This is a genomic window from Arcicella sp. BE140, from assembly GCF_031456255.1.
Lineage (GTDB): Bacteria > Bacteroidota > Bacteroidia > Cytophagales > Spirosomataceae > Arcicella > Arcicella aquatica.
The window spans coordinates 177,094-195,769 of sequence record NZ_JAVDUE010000011.1 but is presented as its reverse complement, the minus strand read 5'-3'; the positions used below and the strand labels follow the sequence as shown (position 1 = coordinate 195,769).

The following is an 18,676-nucleotide window of genomic DNA, read 5'->3' as shown; positions in this document are numbered from 1 at the left end:
AACGATAGATATTAACGTTCTCCGAACGTTTAACACAAAACCTCCATGCTAAAAAGATATTCAGTTCTCATTGGAATAATCATATCCTTAACATTAATTCTGGTAGCGACATTTAACTATCCGGGTGGTTCGATATTTGACAAAAACTCCATTGGTTTTAACTGGAAAAGTAATTTCATTAGTAATCTTTTTGGGGAGAAAGCAGTAAATGGTTTAGATAACCCTGCTCGTTTTTGGGCTATTGTAGGAATGATTTTTCTTTCGGCAAGTTTTGCAATATTTTTTAGTAAATTTTCAAAGAAAATACCGAACAAAGGTGCTGCTAATGTCATTAAATACTGTGGAGGTATTGGTATGGTATTTACTTTTTTAATAGCGACTCCCTTGCACGATACAATGATTACTATCGCAAGTACAATGTTTCTTATCAGTATTTTTTACATTACTGTTTTCGTTTTCAAATCGAAGTTACATTTATTCAAAGCTCTGTCTGTTATTTGTCTTCTTGTTTTTTATGGTACGCTATATCTCTATGGATCTGGTACTTTCCTGATTTTCTTACCGATCATGCAAAAACTTAATTTTGCCATTACGATAATATTAATTGTAGGATTAGAATATTTTACCAAGAAAGAAGATTTTGAGCATATCAAAGTGGGTAAATAAATACGGTAACATTACTCATGGCATTACTTGCAAAGTAATGCCATGAGTAATGTTACGAAAGAATATACGCTTACATTCCTTTCTACGGGTTAATAGGTTCTCGGTAAAAGCCATTTGCTTTAAAAACCAATAATTGAAAAAGTTAATATTAAATTTAAAAACATATAATTCCCCAATTTGGTTATGAGTATAATCCTCAAAATCAAATTAATTGTGATTATCAATATTCTTCGCGAGCATATCATAGAAAGGCTTGGGAATAACGTTCCCCGATTGGATGAAGTACTTCAGTGCTTCAAACCCTTAAAAATTAAACGTAACGAACAGATTTTAAGTCAAGGAGAAATCTGTAAATATGTTTATTTTGTGGCAGAGGGTTGTTTACAAGTATATGTTTACGACCGTGAGTCCAATGAAAATACCCGTGATATTATCACTGAAAACAATTGGTGTTCGGAATTAATGAGTTTTGGAAGCCAGTCCCCAGCTACCGAAAACATAAGGGCAGTAGAACCGTGTAGTCTTTTAGCCATTGATAGGCAGAGTTTCCAGTTATTAGTTGAAACTGTGCCACAATTTGATAAAGTGTATAAACAAATCTTAGAGGCATCTTACGCCAATTCAGTGTATAGAATTAACACCTTTGTTTCATTAACGGCTCTGGAAAGAATAAAGTGGTTAATGGAATACCGCCCCAAATTAATGACCCGTCTTTCAAGTAAACTCATTGCTTCTTATTTAGGCATTTCTCAGGAAACTTTTAGTAGATTAAAAGCAAAACTCTAAAACGTTGACATTTGTCAATGTTCATGGTGCTTGAATTGTAGAATTTTGTTTCATCATTCACAATTTAATAACAGACCAATGAAAGAGTACTTACTTTTATTCCGAGATATCAGTGGTGATAATGCCTATATCACTACTCCCCAAGATATGGCAGAAGATATGCCTGCTTGGCAAGCTTGGATCGGCAATATTGCTATGCAAGGCAAGTTGGTATCAACCCAGCCAATAGAATATTATGGACAGGTTGTTAGTAAGCAAGGTATTAGCGAAGGGCCAGACAAAACTGAGCGTAATTTGCTGGTAGCGGGTTACCTTATTTGTAAAGCCGAAACCCTTCAAGAAGTACAACAGTGGAGTAAAACCTGCCCTATGCTAAAATATGAAAATGGCAGTGTCGAAATTCGTCCTATTATTCCTTTTCCAACCATATAAACTTGCAATACCATGGAAAAATTTCTAAATTTAGGTCGTTGGATATTCCCCATTTCCTTTTTGATGTATGTTGGGTTACATTTCGGAAAACCTGACGTCGGGGCAGCTTTTGTGCCAGATTATTTACCTTTCCCTTACTTTTTAAATTACTTTACAGCTTTTTGTATTCTTGCCTTTATTATCAGTGCTTTAATTGGTAAATATGATAAACTAGCCTATACTCTGATGGCAGTTTATGTAATATTAATGGCCATTTTGGTGCATTTTCCCCGAGCGATGGGTCATGAACTTGGTACAGAAATGATGGCTGAAAACCTTAACAGAGAGAAAGAACTAGAAATGGTGAATTTCTTTCGTAATATCATGGTGACGGGTGCTTTGTTGGGTTTTGCTAAATATGTGGCTAAAGACAATAGAATTATTAATTAAACCTTTAATACTGTTAACATGGAAAAATTAAGTGCCACAACCAATGCTTTGAATTGGTTTGAAATCCCCATTATTGATGTGGAAAGAGCAAAAAAGTTTTATGAAACAATCTTTGATATAGAGATGATTCCCCTCGAAATGATGAGTATGCAAATGCTAATGTTCCCCTCGCAAAGTCCGAAGTCTGGTGGTGCATTGGTAAAAAGCCCTTATCATACTCCGAGTACAACCGGTGCTCTTATTTACTTGAATGCCAACCCCGACTTACAATTGGTGTTAGATAAAATAGAAAGTGCCGGAGGTACTGTTACCATGCCCAAAACCAACATCGACCCCGAAACAGGTAATATGGCTTTCTTTATCGATACAGAGGGCAATCTGGTTGGCTTACACTCTGGTCAATAGATTCTGTCGAGTACTTTTCAAAAATAAAACCCTGTGTGATAGCATTTGACATCACACAGGGTTTTGAATAAACTTAACATCAATTTACAATTCAAAACGTTTTCCTTGTTCTGGGAAAATAAGGTTTAACCCCAAGGTATTTTGTGCTATTAATTGTTTTTTGATTTTTGCTTCATTGATTGCTGGAGGTTTTAAATGTGTAATAATCAACTTAAAACCTTTCAAGGCTTCTTTTCCTGTTAAATCACTCAGTTTATTCATTTCTTTCATAATCCAATTTGGTGTAAGGTGCCCAAACAGTGATTTGTCAGGCTGCTCATTAGGGAATGATACTTCAATAAAAATACCTCTCAATTGCTTCTGTTGAATTAGTGGGGCGATTTCTTTCCAGAGTAAAGCCAATTTGTTGCTTTTTTCAACTTCATCTGGACCAGTATCACCAAGATATAAGGCATAATCGTTCTGATTCCTAATTAAAAAAGCTGTGCTTTCATAAGGGTTAACATGGCTTAAAGGTAAAGCCTTTACTGTCATAGAAGTATTGGTGATATTGCTTTCCTCACCAACTTTTAACGTTTGAAAATGGTATTTTTTGATTAGGAATCCTTTGCCTTCATCGCCAAAATTAGCCCAAGTTTGGTCATTAAAATAATGATTTTGCATCATTTGCATACATTTGTCGGTGGCATAAACGGTTTTGGAAGAATCTCCAGGAGAGTTAATGATTAAGCCAGAAACATGGTCTAGGTGGGCATGAGAAATAAAATAACCTTTGATGTATTTTCTTAATACTTCTGTGGCAGTTACTTTAAATACTTTGTTCTCTACAGCTTTCTCTATCCCTGCATACACAGTGCCAGCATCCAGACAGACATAGTCGTTGGTAGCGATAGGAGCGAGCATATAAGCCGAAAGATTTCTTTCATCTGTTCCGCCTTTTACACCCAAGGGAACAACTTGAAAAGCCGAAGGCTGTTTTTGCTGAGCAAAGAGGTTGACAGACAATAAAAGTAAAATTAATAATGAACGATAAGACATATGTGATGGAGTTGATGGTTTGTCGAAAATATGAGCAATCAGTGCATAAAAATACCTCCTTCTTTTGAGAAAGAGGTATTTTGTAGATAAAGATTTAAAAAAATTAAAGTATCTTATAAATATCAACAGAATCAATTTTATCCTTCAATTCCTTGATATTGATACTTGACTTAATGGCCGAATCTTTCTTTTTCTTTTTCGCTCCCAGTTCTTTTATTAAATCATCATAAACCATCTGTGCTGGGCGGTCGCCTACGGCTTCGATAATATTATTGGCTTTAGCTACGCTGATTGCCTGTTTAACTTGGTCAAAATAGCGGTTTTCTAAGTCAAAATATTGGTCATGAATACCAATAAAACGATTGCACAGACTTTGTAAATAATCTAAATTATTGTTTACATGTCTAACGTCCAGTTCTGTTTGAAGCATATCTGCTAAATTTATTTTGCCATCTTTTTGAGTGTACTTGCTTTCAATATCAGCTACTCTTTTCTTTACATAGTCTGTATTAAATTCACCCACCAAATAATTGAAATAATCGTCCAACGATTCATCATTTCTAATATCTCTCGGATTATAACCAACCTTTTGGACGTCCTTCTTGAATTTTTCCAATAAATCTAATTGAAGTGCTTCTAGCAAAGTAACTGTTTGCGAACTTGAATTGGTATTGGTTAAATTGGCTTTATCTAAAGCATTATAAAAACCCGTATAGCGTTGAAGCTCCTTTTCAAATTCACGGATTTTATCAAAATTGACCTTTTTGTCTTGTACTCCAGCTGCATAAGCTACATTCACCGCTGCCGTCGAAAGATTGACAGCCTGCGAAGCATAAGGAATTAGGCCTACGATTGGGCTATCCTTTAAACTCTTTAATACAGTCATGAAACGTTCGTTCTTTTCTTTTTTAGTGAAAATGGCTTTGTTTTGAGCCGTCTTCATGATTACCTCTTCAAAAGAAAATCCTAATGGCCCTTTTTCAACCGAGCTAAGTTTTTTAATATACCCTTGATAGTCTTGGTTAATTACCTGTGATTTTAAATCGATAATATCATCACTTAAAATTTTATATACCTCCGCACTTTTTACCAAGTTAGTTCTAATTTTCTCCCATTTGGTTTTATCACTGAGCGATTGATTCTTAGAAATGTCCGACAGTGAACGACTTTGCATTTCTAAACGGCTTTTTAGGTTTTCGTTTTCGCCTTGAAGCTTACCTATCGTACCTTGGATATTTATAAATACAGAATCTGAGAAAACTTGCGAAAAACCCGTATTAATACAAATTAAATAGCCGAATAAACTTAATAAGATTGATTTTTTCATGGAATAATACAAATTGTTATTTTAGATATAACGCTTATATCTATTTAAATATTGGTTAAAGTTTTCACAAATTTTACATAAATCTGTTTGGTTCTGCAATAATTTTTGAAAAGGGAATCAGTATTGGTATAAAGTCGTTTGGTTTATGTCAGGTTTTAAAGGCATAAATGCATTCCTATGTTGTGTGATAGTATTATTTAAAGGTTAACATTGTAAAGGTTAAATTTTATTTTCTAAAAAAAATGCAAGAAAGATTTGCTAATACAAAACATTGGCGTACCTTTGTGAAAAATTAATACAAAAAACATCCGCACGTCTCTGTGTACGTTTCGTTGGATACGAAACAATTCTTCTCAGGAACTTTTTACAGTTCTAAGTCGGTCTCCCAGAGCTTTAACGGATGTTCGGGCATCATTAAAGCAATTATTTCAAATCAATTACAAATTATTAGTCTCAGGAACGAGTGGAGCATCAGGTCGATGCCCTCAATCTTCTTCATGTCGTTTGATAGGCTATACAAACAAAGGCAACGAAATCTTTGAATACCACATATCCCAAAGAAATTGGTTTTATCCTATTTCTTATTGATTGTGCACGTCTTTGAAATCGTTTTAGAAAAATCATGAGTGAAATCACAAGATTAAGATTCGATGAGCTTTCCGTGTCGGAAGACATCAAAAATGCAGTAAAGGACATGGGGTTCGAAACTGCTTCACCAATCCAATCAGAAGCAATTCCTTATTTATTAGAAGGTCGTGATGTAATCGGACAAGCACAAACAGGTACAGGTAAGACTGCGGCGTTTGGTATCCCGATGATTGACAAAGTTATCGCTTTCGATAAATACGTACAAGGTTTAGTACTTTGCCCAACACGTGAGTTGGCTGTTCAAGTAACTGAAGAAATTAAAAAATTATCAAAATACAAAAAAGGCGTTTGGGTAACTACTGTATTCGGTGGTGATTCAATCGAACGTCAAATCAAGTCATTAAAAGCAGGTGCAAACATCGTTGTTGGTACGCCAGGACGTGTTATCGATTTAATCGAAAGACGTGCTTTGAAACTTGAAAATGTTAAAATGGCTGTTCTTGACGAAGCAGATGAAATGCTAGACATGGGCTTCCGTGAAGATATCGAAAGTATCTTACAAGAAACTAACGAAGACCGTCAAACAGTTTTCTTCTCAGCTACGATGTCTAAGCCTATCATGGCCTTGACTTCTCGCTACCAGAACAATCCTAAATTAGTGAAAGTAGTGAAAAACGAAATTACTAATGCTAACATCGAACAATTATACTTTGATGTAAAAGGAAAAGCTAAGTTAGAAGTAATGACTCGTTTGATGGATTTACATGCTGTTAAATTAGCGTTGGTATTCTGTAACCAAAAGAAAAAAGTTGACGAAGTTGTAGAAGAATTAGTATTACGTGGTTATGCAGCTGAAGGTCTTCATGGAGATTTACGCCAAGCACAACGTACAAATGTAATGGCTAAATTCCGTTCAGGCGTAGTAACTATTTTAGTAGCTACAGACGTTGCTGCTCGTGGTATTGACGTAAGTGATGTGGATGCTGTATTTAACTATGACATTCCATTAGATGAAGAATATTATGTACACCGTATCGGTCGTACTGGTCGTGCTGGTAAATCAGGTAAAGCATTTACTTTGGTAGTAGGTTCAGAACGTAACCGTCTACGCGACATCATGAATTATACTAAAGTTAAAATTGACAAAGGTGTAATTCCATCGTTCTCGGATGTTGTTGGTGTTAAAAAAGGAATGTTTATCGAACGTCTTCAAAATACTATCCAAGAAGGAGATTTAGATTTGTTCGGTGATGTATATGCATCTTTAGAACATTCTGGATTTACTGCTGAGCAAATCATCGCTGCTTTAGTTAAAATGAACATGGGTGTTGCTAAAAACGAATTCGCTGATGAAAACTTAGACGGAGAAGCAGAACGCAATGCACGTAGAAACGAACGTGGTGGAAGTGGTGACCGTTTCGGAAGCAGAGATGCTGGTCGTGGTGGAAATCGTGAATCAGGAAATCGTTTTGGAAACAGAGAAGGTGGACGTTTCGAACGTGGTAATTCACGCGACGACCGTTCAGGTGGTCGTTCAAACGACCGTCAGCCTCGTTCTTTTGAAGACCGTGGTCCTCGTACAGACAAAGCTGGTAAACCATACCGTCAGGATGCCAACATGGTAAGAATGTTTGTTAACATTGGTTTTGACGAAAAGATTTCTCCTGCTAATATCGTAGGTGCTTTCGCCGGAGAATCAGGAATACCTGGAAACACTCTAGGACAAATCAATATCTTTGATAAATATTCATTTGTTGATGTTCCAAAAGAATACGCAACTACTGTTTTGAACCGTATGGAAGGTGCTTCTATTAAAGGCAAAAGAGTAAATGTTGAGATTGCTAAACCAAGCAATTAATCTTAACAAAAATAATATAAAACGCCCCTGTGAGTCTTCATAGGGGCGTTTTGCATTTATATCAGTTAGGCTTTAGCAAGTATTTTAATAGGCTAGAATGTTAAATTACTCAATGCCTATTTTTTTGAAATCGTATTTTTAGGATTTGGTTGAATAAAATAGGATATAATTACTTATAATTATTTGCAAAGGATTATAAAATATTATTTGGTAATAAGTACTAATTGCCATAAGATGAATGGCTATTCTAGTGATATTCTGGTTTATAATTCTGCAATATTAAAATTAAGTAAAATATTACTTTAAAATATTATTGCTAAAAACGCAATAATTTGGTATTAAATTATTTTTTCGTTGGATTTATTAAAGTTTTTTTAATTTGTATTAAAAAAGTTATTGTTTTAACAATTGTTACTGCATATTTTCACATATCGAAAATGTTAACGAAATATTAACATTTCAAGTAATGTAAGTATAAACTATCAACAAACTAAAACTCCATTATTGCATGAAGAAGAGACTTCTACTTACCATGCTGTTAGTCTTCAGTGCGAGCATACTTTTTGCTCAAAATAAGATTACAGGAAAAGTCACAACGTCAGAAAATGGCTCAGAGCTACCAGGAGTAAGTGTATCTGTAATGGGTACAACTCGTGGAACCACAACAAGTGCAAATGGCTCATTCACTATCAATGCTTCGCCAAGCGAAACCCTTGTATTTACTTTTGTAGGTTTTAAGCCTAAGTCTGTAAAGGTTGGTAATCAAAAAACAATCAATGCTCAATTAGATTTGGATATTTCTGAATTGAACGAAGTTGTAGTAGTTGGTTACGGTACTCAGAGCAAGAAAGTAATTACTGGAGCAGTAACTTCAGTTTCTGGAAAGCAGATTGCTTCACAGCCAGTACAATCATTTGACCAAGGTTTACAAGGACGCGTATCTGGTGTGAATATTACAACACCAAACGGTGTATTGAATAATGCTCCTGTTATTCGTGTACGTGGTACATCTTCAATCAACCAAAGTTCTTCTCCATTAATCGTAATTGATGGAATGCCTATCAACTCTGGTGATGTATCTGCAGGTGGTTATACTGTAAACAACCCACTTGGTGATATTAACCCCTCTGATATTGAGTCAGTTGAGATTTTGAAAGATGCTTCTGCAACAGCTATTTATGGTTCAAGAGCGGCTGCAGGGGTAATGTTGGTTACTACTAAAAAAGGAAAAGAAGGCAGAGCTAAGTTAACTTATGATACTTGGGTGGGTTCTACTCAGGCTTTCAGAAAGTTTAAAATGTTAGACGCCCAGCAGTTCATGGACATCAAGAACGAAGCGGCTAAAAACGCAGGTTTGGCTAATCAATTCTTCCCTTCATACAATGCTGATGGTAGCTTAGTAAATACAAACTGGTATGATTATGTTTACCAAACAGGTATTTCACAAAGCCATAACTTAAGCTTGAATGGTGGAAATAAGGAAACAAAGTATTCGTTTTCAGTGGGTTATACTGATCAAGATGGTATGATTAAGAAAAATACTTTTAGTCGTATGACTGGCCGTATGAACGTTTCGCACAAACTGAACGATTATATCACGATAGGTTCAAATATTACTTACGCAAACAGTTTCAATCAATCGCCTAACACAGGAACAACAGGTGCGTTCTCTACAGGTGGTTTAGGTCGTTTACCTTTAGTATTGGCTCCAAACATTGCTCCTTACAATGCTGATGGTTCATACAACATCAACAAAGCAGGAAACAACATGGGCTTAGGTAATAACTTACAAGGCCCTGGTGGATATTATAACCCACTTCCCGATTTGGACTTAAGCAAGTTTACTTCTGAGAATGCTCACTTAATAGCAAATGTTTTTGCTGATGTTAAATTGTACAAAGGCTTGGTATTCAGAACATCTTATGGTATGGATAATACACAAGTGGAAGATATTAGCTTTAGTAACCCTGTTCATGGTGAAGGTGGCGGAAGTAATGGTATTGCTACAAACTATTATACAAGCATCAAACAGTGGAACTGGCAAAATTATTTAACGTATGATTTTGGTGTTGGTAAAAACAATGCAACCATTGTTGTAGGTACTGAAGCTCAAAAATTCACAGTTAACCGTTGGGGTGCTACAAGAAACAACGTATCTGACCCATTCTTTACTAGTTTCCAAGGAAGTTTCGTGAACAACGTAGCGGGAGGTAGCAATTATCAAACTCAAAATGGTTTACTTTCTTATTTTGGACGTTTGAACTACGATTACGACAAAAAATATATCGCTTCATTCACATTGCGTCGTGATGGTTACTCTGCTTATGCTACTGGTAACAAATGGGGTAACTTCCCTGGTGCATCGTTAGGATGGCGTTTATCGGAAGAATCATTCTGGAAAGGATCATCATTGGCTAATACAGTTAACGAATTAAAATTACGTTCTAGCTGGGGCCGTGTAGGTAACACGGGTGTAAGTGACTTTGCTTCTCTAAGCTTATTCGGTTCTGGTTTATATGGTTCATCTCCAACTTGGGTATTTGCTCAAGCAGGTAATCCAAACCTTAGATGGGAACAAAGTACTAAGTTAGATATCGGTTTAAGCTATGGTTTGTTCAATGACAGAATTACTGGGGAAATTAACTATTACAAAAACGATATTACAGACTTAGTATTGGCTGAACCTCAAGCACCTTCGCGTGGTGTACCTAACAACTCAATCAACACTAACGTTGGTTCGATGATTAATAAAGGTTGGGAATTTACATTGAGTGCTTTAGTACTTGAAAAGAAAGGATTTACTTGGAATGCTAACTTCAACATCTCGACAAACTCAAACGAAGTATTGTCTTTAGCAAACAACAATGCTGATATCATTGCTCAAACAGGTGGTTTAGAAAGCTCAAACATCGTTCGCGTTGGCTATCCTGTAGGTAGTATTTTCGTAGTAGAAACAAGAGGCGTTAACCCTAAAAATGGACAACGTATTTTTGTAAATGCTGCTGGTAAAGAAGTACAATATTCACACCCAGGAAAATGGACTTATGTAACTGACGGAACAACTGCTCCTTCTATTACAGGTTCTGACCGTAAGGTTTGGGGTACTGCTTTCCCTACATTCTTTGGAGGTTTAGACAATAATTTCAAATACAAATCATTTGATTTAGGTGTATTCTTACAATTCTCAGGAGGTAACTATATCTACAATGGTACAAAGGCGGGTCTTCGTGACCAACGTGCTTGGAACAACCACACTGACATCTTGAATCGTTGGCAAAAAGATGGAGATATTACTAATATTCCACGCTTAGTATTTGGTGATAATATCTCAAATGGTTCTTCAACGCCAATCTCTGAAAACGTAGAAAAAGGAGACTTTATCCGTATGCGTAATATCTCTTTGGGATATACTTTCAAGAAAGGTTTATTGGAAAAAGCTAAAATCTCAAGTGCTAGATTATATGCTCAAGTACAAAATGCTTTTATCATAACAGGATACACTGGTGCTGACCCAGAAATTTCAACAAACCGTAACTCGAACATTGCTCCAGGTGTTGACCGTAACTCTACGCCACAAGCACGTACTTACACAGTTGGTTTATCAGTTAGTTTCTAATTTTAAAATTGATTTTAAGATGAAAAAAAATATAAATATTACTTTTAAAACTATAGGCAGAACTGTCAAACTATCGATGGCTTCCCTCATCATGCTGACAACCATGTTGTCGTGTGAAAAAGATTTGCTAGAAGTCGCACCCATTACATCATTGTCAGATTTAGATGCCTTTGCAACACCCGATCGTGTTTTGGCTCAGGTAAATGGTTTGTATTCAAGTACAAAGAACGGACAATTATATGGTGGTCGTTATTATATCTATAATGATGTACGTGGTGAAGAGTTTTTGAATGTAACTTCCAATGCTGTAACAGCCTTACAAACTTGGAACCATACAAACAACTCGTCTTCAAATGAGCCAACAAATATGTGGAATACTGCCTATTTGGCGATAAACCGTGCGAATTTATTTGCAGAAGGCTTAGATAAAAACGCAGGTGTTGTAGATGCTACTTTGGCTACGCAATATAAAGCTGAAGCAAGATTCTTGAGAGCCTTGATATACTATGCTTTGGTAAACACCTATGCCCAGCCTTATACGAAAGATAATGGTGCTAGTTTAGGAGTACCTTTACGTTTGATTGGCGAAGTTGGTAGCGGTAACAACAATTTGAAAAGAAGTACTGTAGCAGAAGTATATACTCAGATTCTTGCCGATTTGAACTATGCAGAGCAAAACCTTCCTTCAACGTATTCAACAGCATTGTTAAATACTACACGTGCACATAAAAACAGTGCAATTGCCATGAAAGTGCGTGTAAATTTGACAATGGGCAAATGGGCTGATGTAGTGACAGAATCAAATAAGATTGTTTCAACGAGTGCTCCTTTCAAAGCTTCAACTGGTGTAGCTAATGCTTTACAAGCGTCTGTAGCTTCGGTATTTGCAGCACCTTATACTACTGTTGAATCTATCTTCTCATTTCCAATGGGCGATAACGATTTACCAGGTACTCAAAATGGTTTGGCTAGTTATTACTTACCTTTAATTGGTATTGGTGATTTCTCTTTGAATCCTGCTGGTATCTTGGCTAGTTCAGCATTCTCAACAACGGATGCTAGACGTGTTAATTTTGTAAGAAATGATTTTGCAAGTGATGCAGGACGTTTCCGTTTAACAAAATATCCAACTGGCCCTGTTCACAAGGATTTTGTTCCAGTCTTGCGTTATGCTGAGGTTTTATTAAACTTGGCTGAAGCTAAAGCTAGATTAGGTGGTGCAAGTGTTGATGCTTCGGCATTGGCTTTATTAAATGCTGTAAGAGGTCGTTCTACGGCAGCTTATACTGCTGCTGATTTTGCAACTGGAACAGACTTAGTAAATGCTATATTAACAGAAAGAAGAATCGAATTCTTAGGTGAAGGTTTCCGTTCAATTGATTTGCAACGTAATAATTTACCGCTTCCTGCTAAAGCTAACATTGCTGCGATTCCTGTTACATCTCCAGCTTATATCTGGCCGATTCCACAGTCAGAAATCAACGTTAATAAAGATTGTGTTCCTAACCCATAATTATTAATGTAGCTTTTACTAAAAAAGGGTCAGTTGAAATATTTCAACTGACCCTTTTTAGTTGGAGTTATTCATATTAAACTTCCGAAATAAAGCAATCAATAAGGATTCATTAACGCTAGTTTTGCAAAAAAGTCTTCAAACATTAAATGAGTATCTAAGTGATTATAAACCCGAATCGGTCTTCCTTTATGATTATATTCGTAAGCCCCAAACTTATTGATTTTGGGAGCCAACTTAACTACATAACTACTTGATGAGGGGTCTGCTTCAAAAGATGATTGAAGAGCTGTTAATAATACTAGAGGACTATCTCCTAAAACATAGGTCTCGCCAATATTATAATAAGGTTGGATTCTCTTCATCAAATTTTCTAACACAGTAGTCAAATAATTCCCCACTTTTCCTGTTGGTTTCACCTTTACCAAAAGCTGCGAGTAAGAAACGATACATTGTCGATAGGCATTTCTTGGAATTTGCCACAAAGCAATATTTGATTTATTGAATACAACTGCCCCTGCTGAAATGTCTATTTTAAGGTTGTATTCTGGGTCAGAAAAATTGGGTGGAGGTAATGCCAAATCGTTATATTCAGGGCCACCAATCCAAATTAATGTTAACTTATTGGCTATTTGTGGGTTGGTTAATACAGCCGAAGCAATCTCCGTTAAACCTGCTCCGCAAAGCACATACAAAGGCAATTTAGTATCAGTGCGTAAAGCTTCTTGGATAATAAAATTTACAGCCTCACTTTTCACAGGAGTACTGTCATTCAACATAGCAGTATTTGAACCCGCAAAGACAGGGATATTATTTTTGATAGCCATTACTTGTAATAATTCCTTTGCTTTGTTAGCAGCATTATCAGCTTGTGTTTTAGAAGGGTCGAAGCCATCATTAACACTTAAGTGAGAGCCAATAATACCTCTTATTTCCACCGAGGGTGAAAGTAATAAATGTGCAAGCTGAAACAACCCATCAGGGTCGCCACTGAAATCATTATCGACGATAACTCTCATTCGGGGTATTACAGCATTGTTACTCGTAACATTCTGAGCGCAAGTTGTAGCAGCTACTATTAGCAGAAGCATTAATAGTAGAAGATTGTTTTTTTTAAGCATTGTTTTTCATGGTTTGATAGATTGATTAGAAAGTCAAATTTACATTGCTTTTCCAACTAAATTAAATCCATGAAAAGGTTTTGGTTTTTTCTTGTTGTTTTTACTAGGTCGCAAAGACTAACAAAACGTACATTCCAACGAGAGCGAAGATGTAGCAGAATTGTCAACTTTTTAAAAGTTGACAATTCTAACGAGGTTATCCTATTATGTTGGTTTGTTGCAGACATACGTGTCTTTGGGAATATGCTAGGGCGAATCTATTTACATAAGTACTTCACTTGCAGACTTAATCTGCGTTATCTTTATCGTTCCGATTCAAAAAAAGACTTACAGTAACGTGGGGAATACGATGGTGCAATTCTTTTTCTAATTGTTTAAATATTTATTAGGAACATTTGTAGGAAAATAGTCTATACTATATGCTGCTTTTAATAATAAAGAGACTACTTTATAGATTTGTTGCTCTGTTCTTTGAAATTGTCTAAGCAATCCCATCATTGCATAACTTATTGGATTTACTGATGGAATGAATGTTTCCCATTCATAACCTTTTCCCCATATTAATCCCTGCACTGTTAGTGACAAATCTGCACTTTGTGAAACAAGATATTCAAGTACGTCAAGGCAAGCATTTGCATGTTGATTAACAGTATGGAAAATTGGGCTTTGTCCTCCAAATCCGAAATTATCAACTCCAGCTTTGTTATTGATGTCGATTCCATGATTTACAAGAATTTTAGCACATGACAAATGGTTATATTCTGCACAAATATGCAAAAGGGATACTTGATATAGAGGAGTAAAAGTGCAGTTTAATGAATATTTTTTGTATAATAGTGTTTTGTCATTAGTTAGAAGTCTGTCAAGTGTTCTTGCATCATCAAGTAAAACAGACAATAATACTTTGTCTTCAAATTTTAAACCATAATCTACAAAAGCTTTAATGCAGTCTTTGAATTTAGGGCTTCGCAGATACATGTTTATCATTTCATAAACAAGAGGTTTGTCATTGTGTATTTGATTTGGGTCAATACCATTTTCAAAACATTCTATAATTCCTTCTACTGAGTGAATCTCAAAGTCTCCAATAATTTTATGTAAATAGTCCATTTGAAATGATTGTTAGGTGACTCATAAAATAATGTTCGCCTTTATTGTTTTGTCGCTAACCTACATCGCTTTTTTGATAACTACAATTAGTGCAATCTATTTAGAGAAGTACTTCACTTGCAGACTGAGTCGGCATTTTATTTATCGTTCCAAGTCAAAAAGACATGGAACAGCGAGCGAATTTTCAACATGAAAGTTCAATCGAAGAACGAATGTTGAACCTTGCACAAATGCCTAATCAAAGCCGTACAGCTTCAATTTTAGCAATACCGTGTTAGCAGTTTGGCTTTTAATTTCTGTCAATTATTTCTGATATAAATTGATTATAATCGTCACGCATTGGTAAGTTAAAGTCCGTAAACAGTTCTCGTCTGTCAACTAAAACCTTTTCATTGGTCTTGGGATTATAACCTTCCTTTTTAGTGTCTATCCAATAAACGCCAATTCCTCTTTTTTGCCAATTTGGTAATTCGTTAAAATTAATTCCATATTGAAATAAAAGTTCGTTTTTTTCAGCGATACTTATTCCCTCAATTTTTGCCGTTGCTTCGCTTTGAGAAAAATTGTCTTGTCGCAAACGCCAGTAACAATGCGCATTTAAAGCATTTCGGTGAGCATCTTCATTTCTCCACCTGAAATAATCTTCCACAAGTTGTTTGTTGGGAATTTCGGAAAGTCTGCAATCGAACGCACCAATGTCGCCAAGTAACGATGAAAATTTTGCACTTGCCTCGCCAGCTAAAATTGAGATAAACTTTCTTGTCTTACGAGAAAAAGCTGTTTCGTTGAAGTGAAACAATAAAGAAATTTCGTCACTTTCAGTAAAACCGTAAATTACATTAAATCCGCAGTTCATAAGATGTTTTACCGTTTCAACCATAAGGTCACGAAACTTTTCGTCAAAAGGTGCTTTGAATTTATGAATATCTTTTGTCAGTTTTGTAAAACTTCTACCGTCAATTCTTGCGACGATATACATATTCGGCAAGACACAACGGTCTTGCGAAGTTTCATATACACGCATCTTATTATCCAAGTCGTCAAATTTCATTTTCCCATTCTTTTATTTTAAAATTATTGTCGTCAATTTCGACAAAATATAACTCATCAAATCCTTCGTCAAAAGTAGGGATTTCTAATTTGTTGAATGTTCCTTTTATTCCAACTTCGGGAATATTTTCTTTTCCTAAACGCTGACTATTTCTGTTTAAAGCGTCATTTATCTTGGATTGGAAATAATAACCGACTACTTTAAACTTGTTTGCTTTTGCATCGGAGATATATTTTGCCCTATCTACTTTTGTCGGATTGGTGTTGTCTACCACATAGCGTTGTTGAGTGGCTAAACAAGTGTCAATAAATTTCTGTTCTTTGTTTCGTGTTTTAAGTAAGTCAAGAGAAATACGAATATGTGTCTTAAAGAAATTCTCTTTAAAAAAAGTAGTTTTTCCTGTCGCTTGTATTCCGCAAAATATCACTGTTTCCATTGATTGGGTTCATTTCTGTGTGGTTTGTTAAACTGACCGCTAACTCATAAATATATGGATGTTTAAGTCTTTTTTTTAAAAGTAAATGATTGATATAAATAAACCAATTCTTACTTTTTTGAATGTGTAAATGCTTTATTTTTAAATAATTAAATTTGTTATTTTGATGGTTTTATCTTATGATAATACAAAATGAGCAATATGTTTTTTGTCCTTGTTGGTGTTTTTTCTCCAACAAAGCGTAGGTTAGTAATAAATTAATTCGCTATTTTATCATATTGATTTGTTACTGACGTACTTCTAGTGAAAGATAACTACAACTAGGGCAATCTATTTAGAGAAGTACTTCACTTACAGACTTAGTCAGCGTTTTAAAGGGTAAATTCAATCTCTTTAAACATATTCATTTTCTAACATTTGTGAAGCAATTAAATCAAAATCATGTTTATTGATTTCTAAAAAGCCAAATCTGAGCGGATATCCCCAAGATTTTTTGTTTTGAATAAATTGTAAATCATTAATGAGTGGTAAGATAGAAACGGCTTTGCTCTCAAAGAAATGTATATTTCGCCTAAACGGACAAAACTCTGGTGACATCTGATACTGATAGACCTCTTCATCTTTTACTTGCCCGATGGCTGTAAACTCTTGGCATTTATCATCTTGCCCCATGATGAGTTTTCCTGAATAATAAACGATATAATCATAAGGTCTCATTCTTCTAAGAGGGGAAGACTTTCCGTGACAAGCTTGGGCAATACCTTCAGCAATGCCATTTTGAACGTGGTCTTTAGAAGCCACTATTATCCAATATTTCGTTTCAGCCATTGTAGTATTATTTTGTTGTCATAAATATAATGTACACTACTATAAAAAGCGACAAAAAAAAGATTTTGAAATGTTCACTTATAAATGTTAAATGAGTCAGGGTTAAAAGGGTAATTACTTAATATAATTGGGAGATTCGCATTCTAACCAATATTCTACAATTATTTTTATGGTACTTTTTAATTTTTCAAAAGTATTAGGCTTAACAAAAAAGCCTTGCACTGACTTTGAATAAGCATCAACAACGTACTTTTGTTCGGCACTTGTAGTAAAGAATAAGTACGGAATACATTTTATTCTTAAATCTTCGTTTGTATTAATTTTTTCTCTTAACTCTATGCCGTTTAATTTGGGCATATTTATATCTGAAAGGATAAGGAAAGGTTCTAGTGAGGTCTTAATCAAGTAGTCAAGTGCTTTTTCTCCTTCTTTAAAATAGATAATTTCGTTTTTAAAATTAAGCTCTTTAAAAATTTCATCTAAAATCTCTTGATCGTCTATATCGTCTTCTATCACTATTATTGGTCCAGTTTTATTCATATTTTGGTTTTATATATTTTAAAAAAGCATTAAATCAGACCTTCTTATTCTAATGCTGGCAATAAGCAAAATGTAATCATTAAATACAACTAACATTGAAAGTTAAATGATGTTTTACAAAATCATCTTATAACCCATATCAAAAAATCTACAGTATATTGCAAATAAAATATTAATCCCCAAATGACTTTCAGAAATCGTCTTCAATATTTACTCGTTAAACGTCTCCAAATTGCTAACAAAATGGCTTTGTCGCTGATTCAATCTGGGGTGATTATGGTCAATGGTTTGGTGGTTAATGAGAATGTCATTATCAACCTTGAAGATGAAGTCGTTTATAATAATCAACTTATCAAAGAAGGAAAAAAAATGATTTATCTAGCCTTCTATAAACCCAGAGGCATAGAAACGACATTGAATACAAACATTCCTGAAAATCTGAAAGAGATTTTGCCTTTTGAAGACGCTCTGTTCCCAGTAGGCAGACTAGATAAGGAATCAGAAGGCTTATTATTATTGACCAATGATGGTCGGCTGTTTGATAAAACCCTTCGTAAAGAACACCAAACTGAAAAAGAGTATTTCGTGACTGTCGATAAAGTAATAGATGAAGAATTTATTACTAGAATGTCAAACGGGATACAAATCATGGGTAAAATGACTTTGCCATGCAAGGTAGAAAAAATCACGGATTTCAGTTTTAAGATTATTTTAGTGCAAGGGTTGAATAGACAAATCAGGAGAATGTGCTATCAATTGCACTACGAAGTATTAGAACTTATCAGAACCCGAATAGGGAATGTATTATTAGAAAACCTAACGCCCAGCACATACAGGCATTTATCAATGACAGAAATTCAACAGGAAGTTTAGCCAATGATAGGTATAAGCAAAATGTTTTGCTATTTTCGTCTTTCATTCATCAATTAAAA

The 18,676-nt window shown here is 35.1% G+C and carries 17 protein-coding genes; 9 read left to right on the top strand and 8 right to left on the bottom strand.

What is annotated here, in order from left to right; translation table 11 throughout:
• Positions 1-45: 45 nt before the first annotated feature.
• From J2Y60_RS16375 to J2Y60_RS16355, 5 genes are all read left to right on the top strand, one after another.
• Entirely contained in the window at positions 46-666 is a 621-nt protein-coding gene (locus J2Y60_RS16375; protein WP_309920128.1) for a hypothetical protein, read from the top strand.
• A 183-nt stretch (positions 667-849) separates the two neighbouring features.
• Positions 850-1,452 carry a cyclic nucleotide-binding domain-containing protein gene (locus J2Y60_RS16370; protein ID WP_309920126.1) on the top strand — a complete coding sequence of 201 codons (603 nt, stop codon included), beginning with the start codon at positions 850-852 and terminating at the stop codon, positions 1,450-1,452.
• Positions 1,453-1,530: 78 nt separating this feature from the next.
• A complete protein-coding gene (locus J2Y60_RS16365) occupies positions 1,531-1,884 on the top strand; it encodes a YciI family protein (RefSeq protein WP_309920122.1) in 354 nt (117 codons plus the stop codon).
• A 12-nt stretch (positions 1,885-1,896) separates the two neighbouring features.
• On the top strand, positions 1,897-2,313 hold the full coding sequence (locus J2Y60_RS16360) for a hypothetical protein (RefSeq protein WP_309920119.1): 417 nt from the start codon (positions 1,897-1,899) through the stop codon (positions 2,311-2,313).
• An 18-nt stretch (positions 2,314-2,331) separates the two neighbouring features.
• Positions 2,332-2,718, top strand: a complete 387-nt coding sequence (locus J2Y60_RS16355; protein WP_309920116.1) for a VOC family protein — start codon at positions 2,332-2,334, stop codon at positions 2,716-2,718.
• A gap of 84 nt (positions 2,719-2,802) precedes the next feature.
• Here the strand turns inward: J2Y60_RS16355 and J2Y60_RS16350 are convergent, their stop codons facing one another.
• Both J2Y60_RS16350 and J2Y60_RS16345 read right to left on the bottom strand, forming a co-directional pair.
• Positions 2,803-3,756 (bottom strand): 3',5'-cyclic-nucleotide phosphodiesterase, encoded by a 954-nt coding sequence (locus J2Y60_RS16350; protein WP_309920113.1) that lies wholly within the window; start codon positions 3,754-3,756, stop codon positions 2,803-2,805.
• A 103-nt stretch (positions 3,757-3,859) separates the two neighbouring features.
• Positions 3,860-5,083 (bottom strand): hypothetical protein, encoded by a 1,224-nt coding sequence (locus J2Y60_RS16345; protein WP_309920111.1) that lies wholly within the window; start codon positions 5,081-5,083, stop codon positions 3,860-3,862.
• A 622-nt stretch (positions 5,084-5,705) separates the two neighbouring features.
• Between J2Y60_RS16345 and J2Y60_RS16340 the strand changes: the two genes are divergently transcribed.
• The 3 genes from J2Y60_RS16340 (at position 5,706) to J2Y60_RS16330 (ending at position 12,658) form a co-directional block, all read left to right on the top strand.
• On the top strand, positions 5,706-7,529 hold the full coding sequence (locus J2Y60_RS16340; RefSeq protein WP_309920108.1) for a DEAD/DEAH box helicase: 1,824 nt from the start codon (positions 5,706-5,708) through the stop codon (positions 7,527-7,529).
• A gap of 508 nt (positions 7,530-8,037) precedes the next feature.
• Positions 8,038-11,145 carry a TonB-dependent receptor gene (locus tag J2Y60_RS16335; RefSeq protein WP_309920105.1) on the top strand — a complete coding sequence of 1,036 codons (3,108 nt, stop codon included), beginning with the start codon at positions 8,038-8,040 and terminating at the stop codon, positions 11,143-11,145.
• A 19-nt stretch (positions 11,146-11,164) separates the two neighbouring features.
• Complete coding sequence (locus tag J2Y60_RS16330; RefSeq protein ID WP_309920102.1) at positions 11,165-12,658, top strand: RagB/SusD family nutrient uptake outer membrane protein; 1,494 nt, start codon at positions 11,165-11,167, stop codon at positions 12,656-12,658.
• Positions 12,659-12,756: 98 nt separating this feature from the next.
• Here J2Y60_RS16330 and J2Y60_RS16325 read toward each other — a convergent pair whose 3' ends face one another.
• The 6 genes from J2Y60_RS16325 to J2Y60_RS16300 all read right to left on the bottom strand — a co-directional run bounded on the left by J2Y60_RS16325 (position 12,757) and on the right by J2Y60_RS16300 (position 17,744).
• Positions 12,757-13,779, bottom strand: a complete 1,023-nt coding sequence (locus tag J2Y60_RS16325; protein ID WP_309920099.1) for a nucleoside hydrolase — start codon at positions 13,777-13,779, stop codon at positions 12,757-12,759.
• Positions 13,780-14,145: 366 nt separating this feature from the next.
• Positions 14,146-14,889, bottom strand: a complete 744-nt coding sequence (locus J2Y60_RS16320; RefSeq protein WP_309920096.1) for an ankyrin repeat domain-containing protein — start codon at positions 14,887-14,889, stop codon at positions 14,146-14,148.
• A 289-nt stretch (positions 14,890-15,178) separates the two neighbouring features.
• Positions 15,179-15,940 carry a tRNA(His) guanylyltransferase Thg1 family protein gene (locus J2Y60_RS16315; RefSeq protein ID WP_309920093.1) on the bottom strand — a complete coding sequence of 254 codons (762 nt, stop codon included), beginning with the start codon at positions 15,938-15,940 and terminating at the stop codon, positions 15,179-15,181.
• Positions 15,930-16,376 carry an ATP-binding protein gene (locus J2Y60_RS16310; protein WP_309920090.1) on the bottom strand — a complete coding sequence of 149 codons (447 nt, stop codon included), beginning with the start codon at positions 16,374-16,376 and terminating at the stop codon, positions 15,930-15,932. The genes J2Y60_RS16315 and J2Y60_RS16310 overlap by 11 nt, the downstream gene beginning before the upstream one ends.
• Positions 16,377-16,769: 393 nt before the next feature.
• The gene (locus tag J2Y60_RS16305; RefSeq protein ID WP_309920085.1) at positions 16,770-17,204 is read right to left on the bottom strand and encodes an EVE domain-containing protein; all 435 of its coding nucleotides are present in this window, start codon (positions 17,202-17,204) and stop codon (positions 16,770-16,772) included.
• A 114-nt stretch (positions 17,205-17,318) separates the two neighbouring features.
• On the bottom strand, positions 17,319-17,744 hold the full coding sequence (locus J2Y60_RS16300) for a response regulator (RefSeq protein ID WP_309920083.1): 426 nt from the start codon (positions 17,742-17,744) through the stop codon (positions 17,319-17,321).
• Positions 17,745-17,927: 183 nt separating this feature from the next.
• Between J2Y60_RS16300 and J2Y60_RS16295 the strand changes: the two genes are divergently transcribed.
• The gene (locus tag J2Y60_RS16295; RefSeq protein ID WP_309920080.1) at positions 17,928-18,617 is read left to right on the top strand and encodes a pseudouridine synthase; all 690 of its coding nucleotides are present in this window, start codon (positions 17,928-17,930) and stop codon (positions 18,615-18,617) included.
• The last annotated feature ends 59 nt before the right edge of the window (positions 18,618-18,676 follow it).

Bases quoted from the DNA above. Each gene is read 5' to 3' on its own strand.
- J2Y60_RS16370 (WP_309920126.1), top strand. From the start codon at position 850: ATGAGTATAATCCTCAAAATCAAATTAATTGTGATTATCAATATTCTT.
- J2Y60_RS16305 (WP_309920085.1), bottom strand. From the start codon at position 17,204: ATGGCTGAAACGAAATATTGGATAATAGTGGCTTCTAAAGACCACGTT.
- J2Y60_RS16335 (WP_309920105.1), top strand. From the start codon at position 8,038: ATGAAGAAGAGACTTCTACTTACCATGCTGTTAGTCTTCAGTGCGAGC.
- J2Y60_RS16295 (WP_309920080.1), top strand. From the start codon at position 17,928: ATGACTTTCAGAAATCGTCTTCAATATTTACTCGTTAAACGTCTCCAA.
- J2Y60_RS16365 (WP_309920122.1), top strand. From the start codon at position 1,531: ATGAAAGAGTACTTACTTTTATTCCGAGATATCAGTGGTGATAATGCC.
- J2Y60_RS16325 (WP_309920099.1), bottom strand. From the start codon at position 13,779: ATGCTTAAAAAAAACAATCTTCTACTATTAATGCTTCTGCTAATAGTA.
- J2Y60_RS16315 (WP_309920093.1), bottom strand. From the start codon at position 15,940: ATGAAATTTGACGACTTGGATAATAAGATGCGTGTATATGAAACTTCG.
- J2Y60_RS16375 (WP_309920128.1), top strand. From the start codon at position 46: ATGCTAAAAAGATATTCAGTTCTCATTGGAATAATCATATCCTTAACA.
- J2Y60_RS16340 (WP_309920108.1), top strand. From the start codon at position 5,706: ATGAGTGAAATCACAAGATTAAGATTCGATGAGCTTTCCGTGTCGGAA.
- J2Y60_RS16350 (WP_309920113.1), bottom strand. From the start codon at position 3,756: ATGTCTTATCGTTCATTATTAATTTTACTTTTATTGTCTGTCAACCTC.
- J2Y60_RS16310 (WP_309920090.1), bottom strand. From the start codon at position 16,376: ATGGAAACAGTGATATTTTGCGGAATACAAGCGACAGGAAAAACTACT.
- J2Y60_RS16300 (WP_309920083.1), bottom strand. From the start codon at position 17,744: ATGAATAAAACTGGACCAATAATAGTGATAGAAGACGATATAGACGAT.
- J2Y60_RS16360 (WP_309920119.1), top strand. From the start codon at position 1,897: ATGGAAAAATTTCTAAATTTAGGTCGTTGGATATTCCCCATTTCCTTT.
- J2Y60_RS16320 (WP_309920096.1), bottom strand. From the start codon at position 14,889: ATGGACTATTTACATAAAATTATTGGAGACTTTGAGATTCACTCAGTA.
- J2Y60_RS16355 (WP_309920116.1), top strand. From the start codon at position 2,332: ATGGAAAAATTAAGTGCCACAACCAATGCTTTGAATTGGTTTGAAATC.
- J2Y60_RS16330 (WP_309920102.1), top strand. From the start codon at position 11,165: ATGAAAAAAAATATAAATATTACTTTTAAAACTATAGGCAGAACTGTC.
- J2Y60_RS16345 (WP_309920111.1), bottom strand. From the start codon at position 5,083: ATGAAAAAATCAATCTTATTAAGTTTATTCGGCTATTTAATTTGTATT.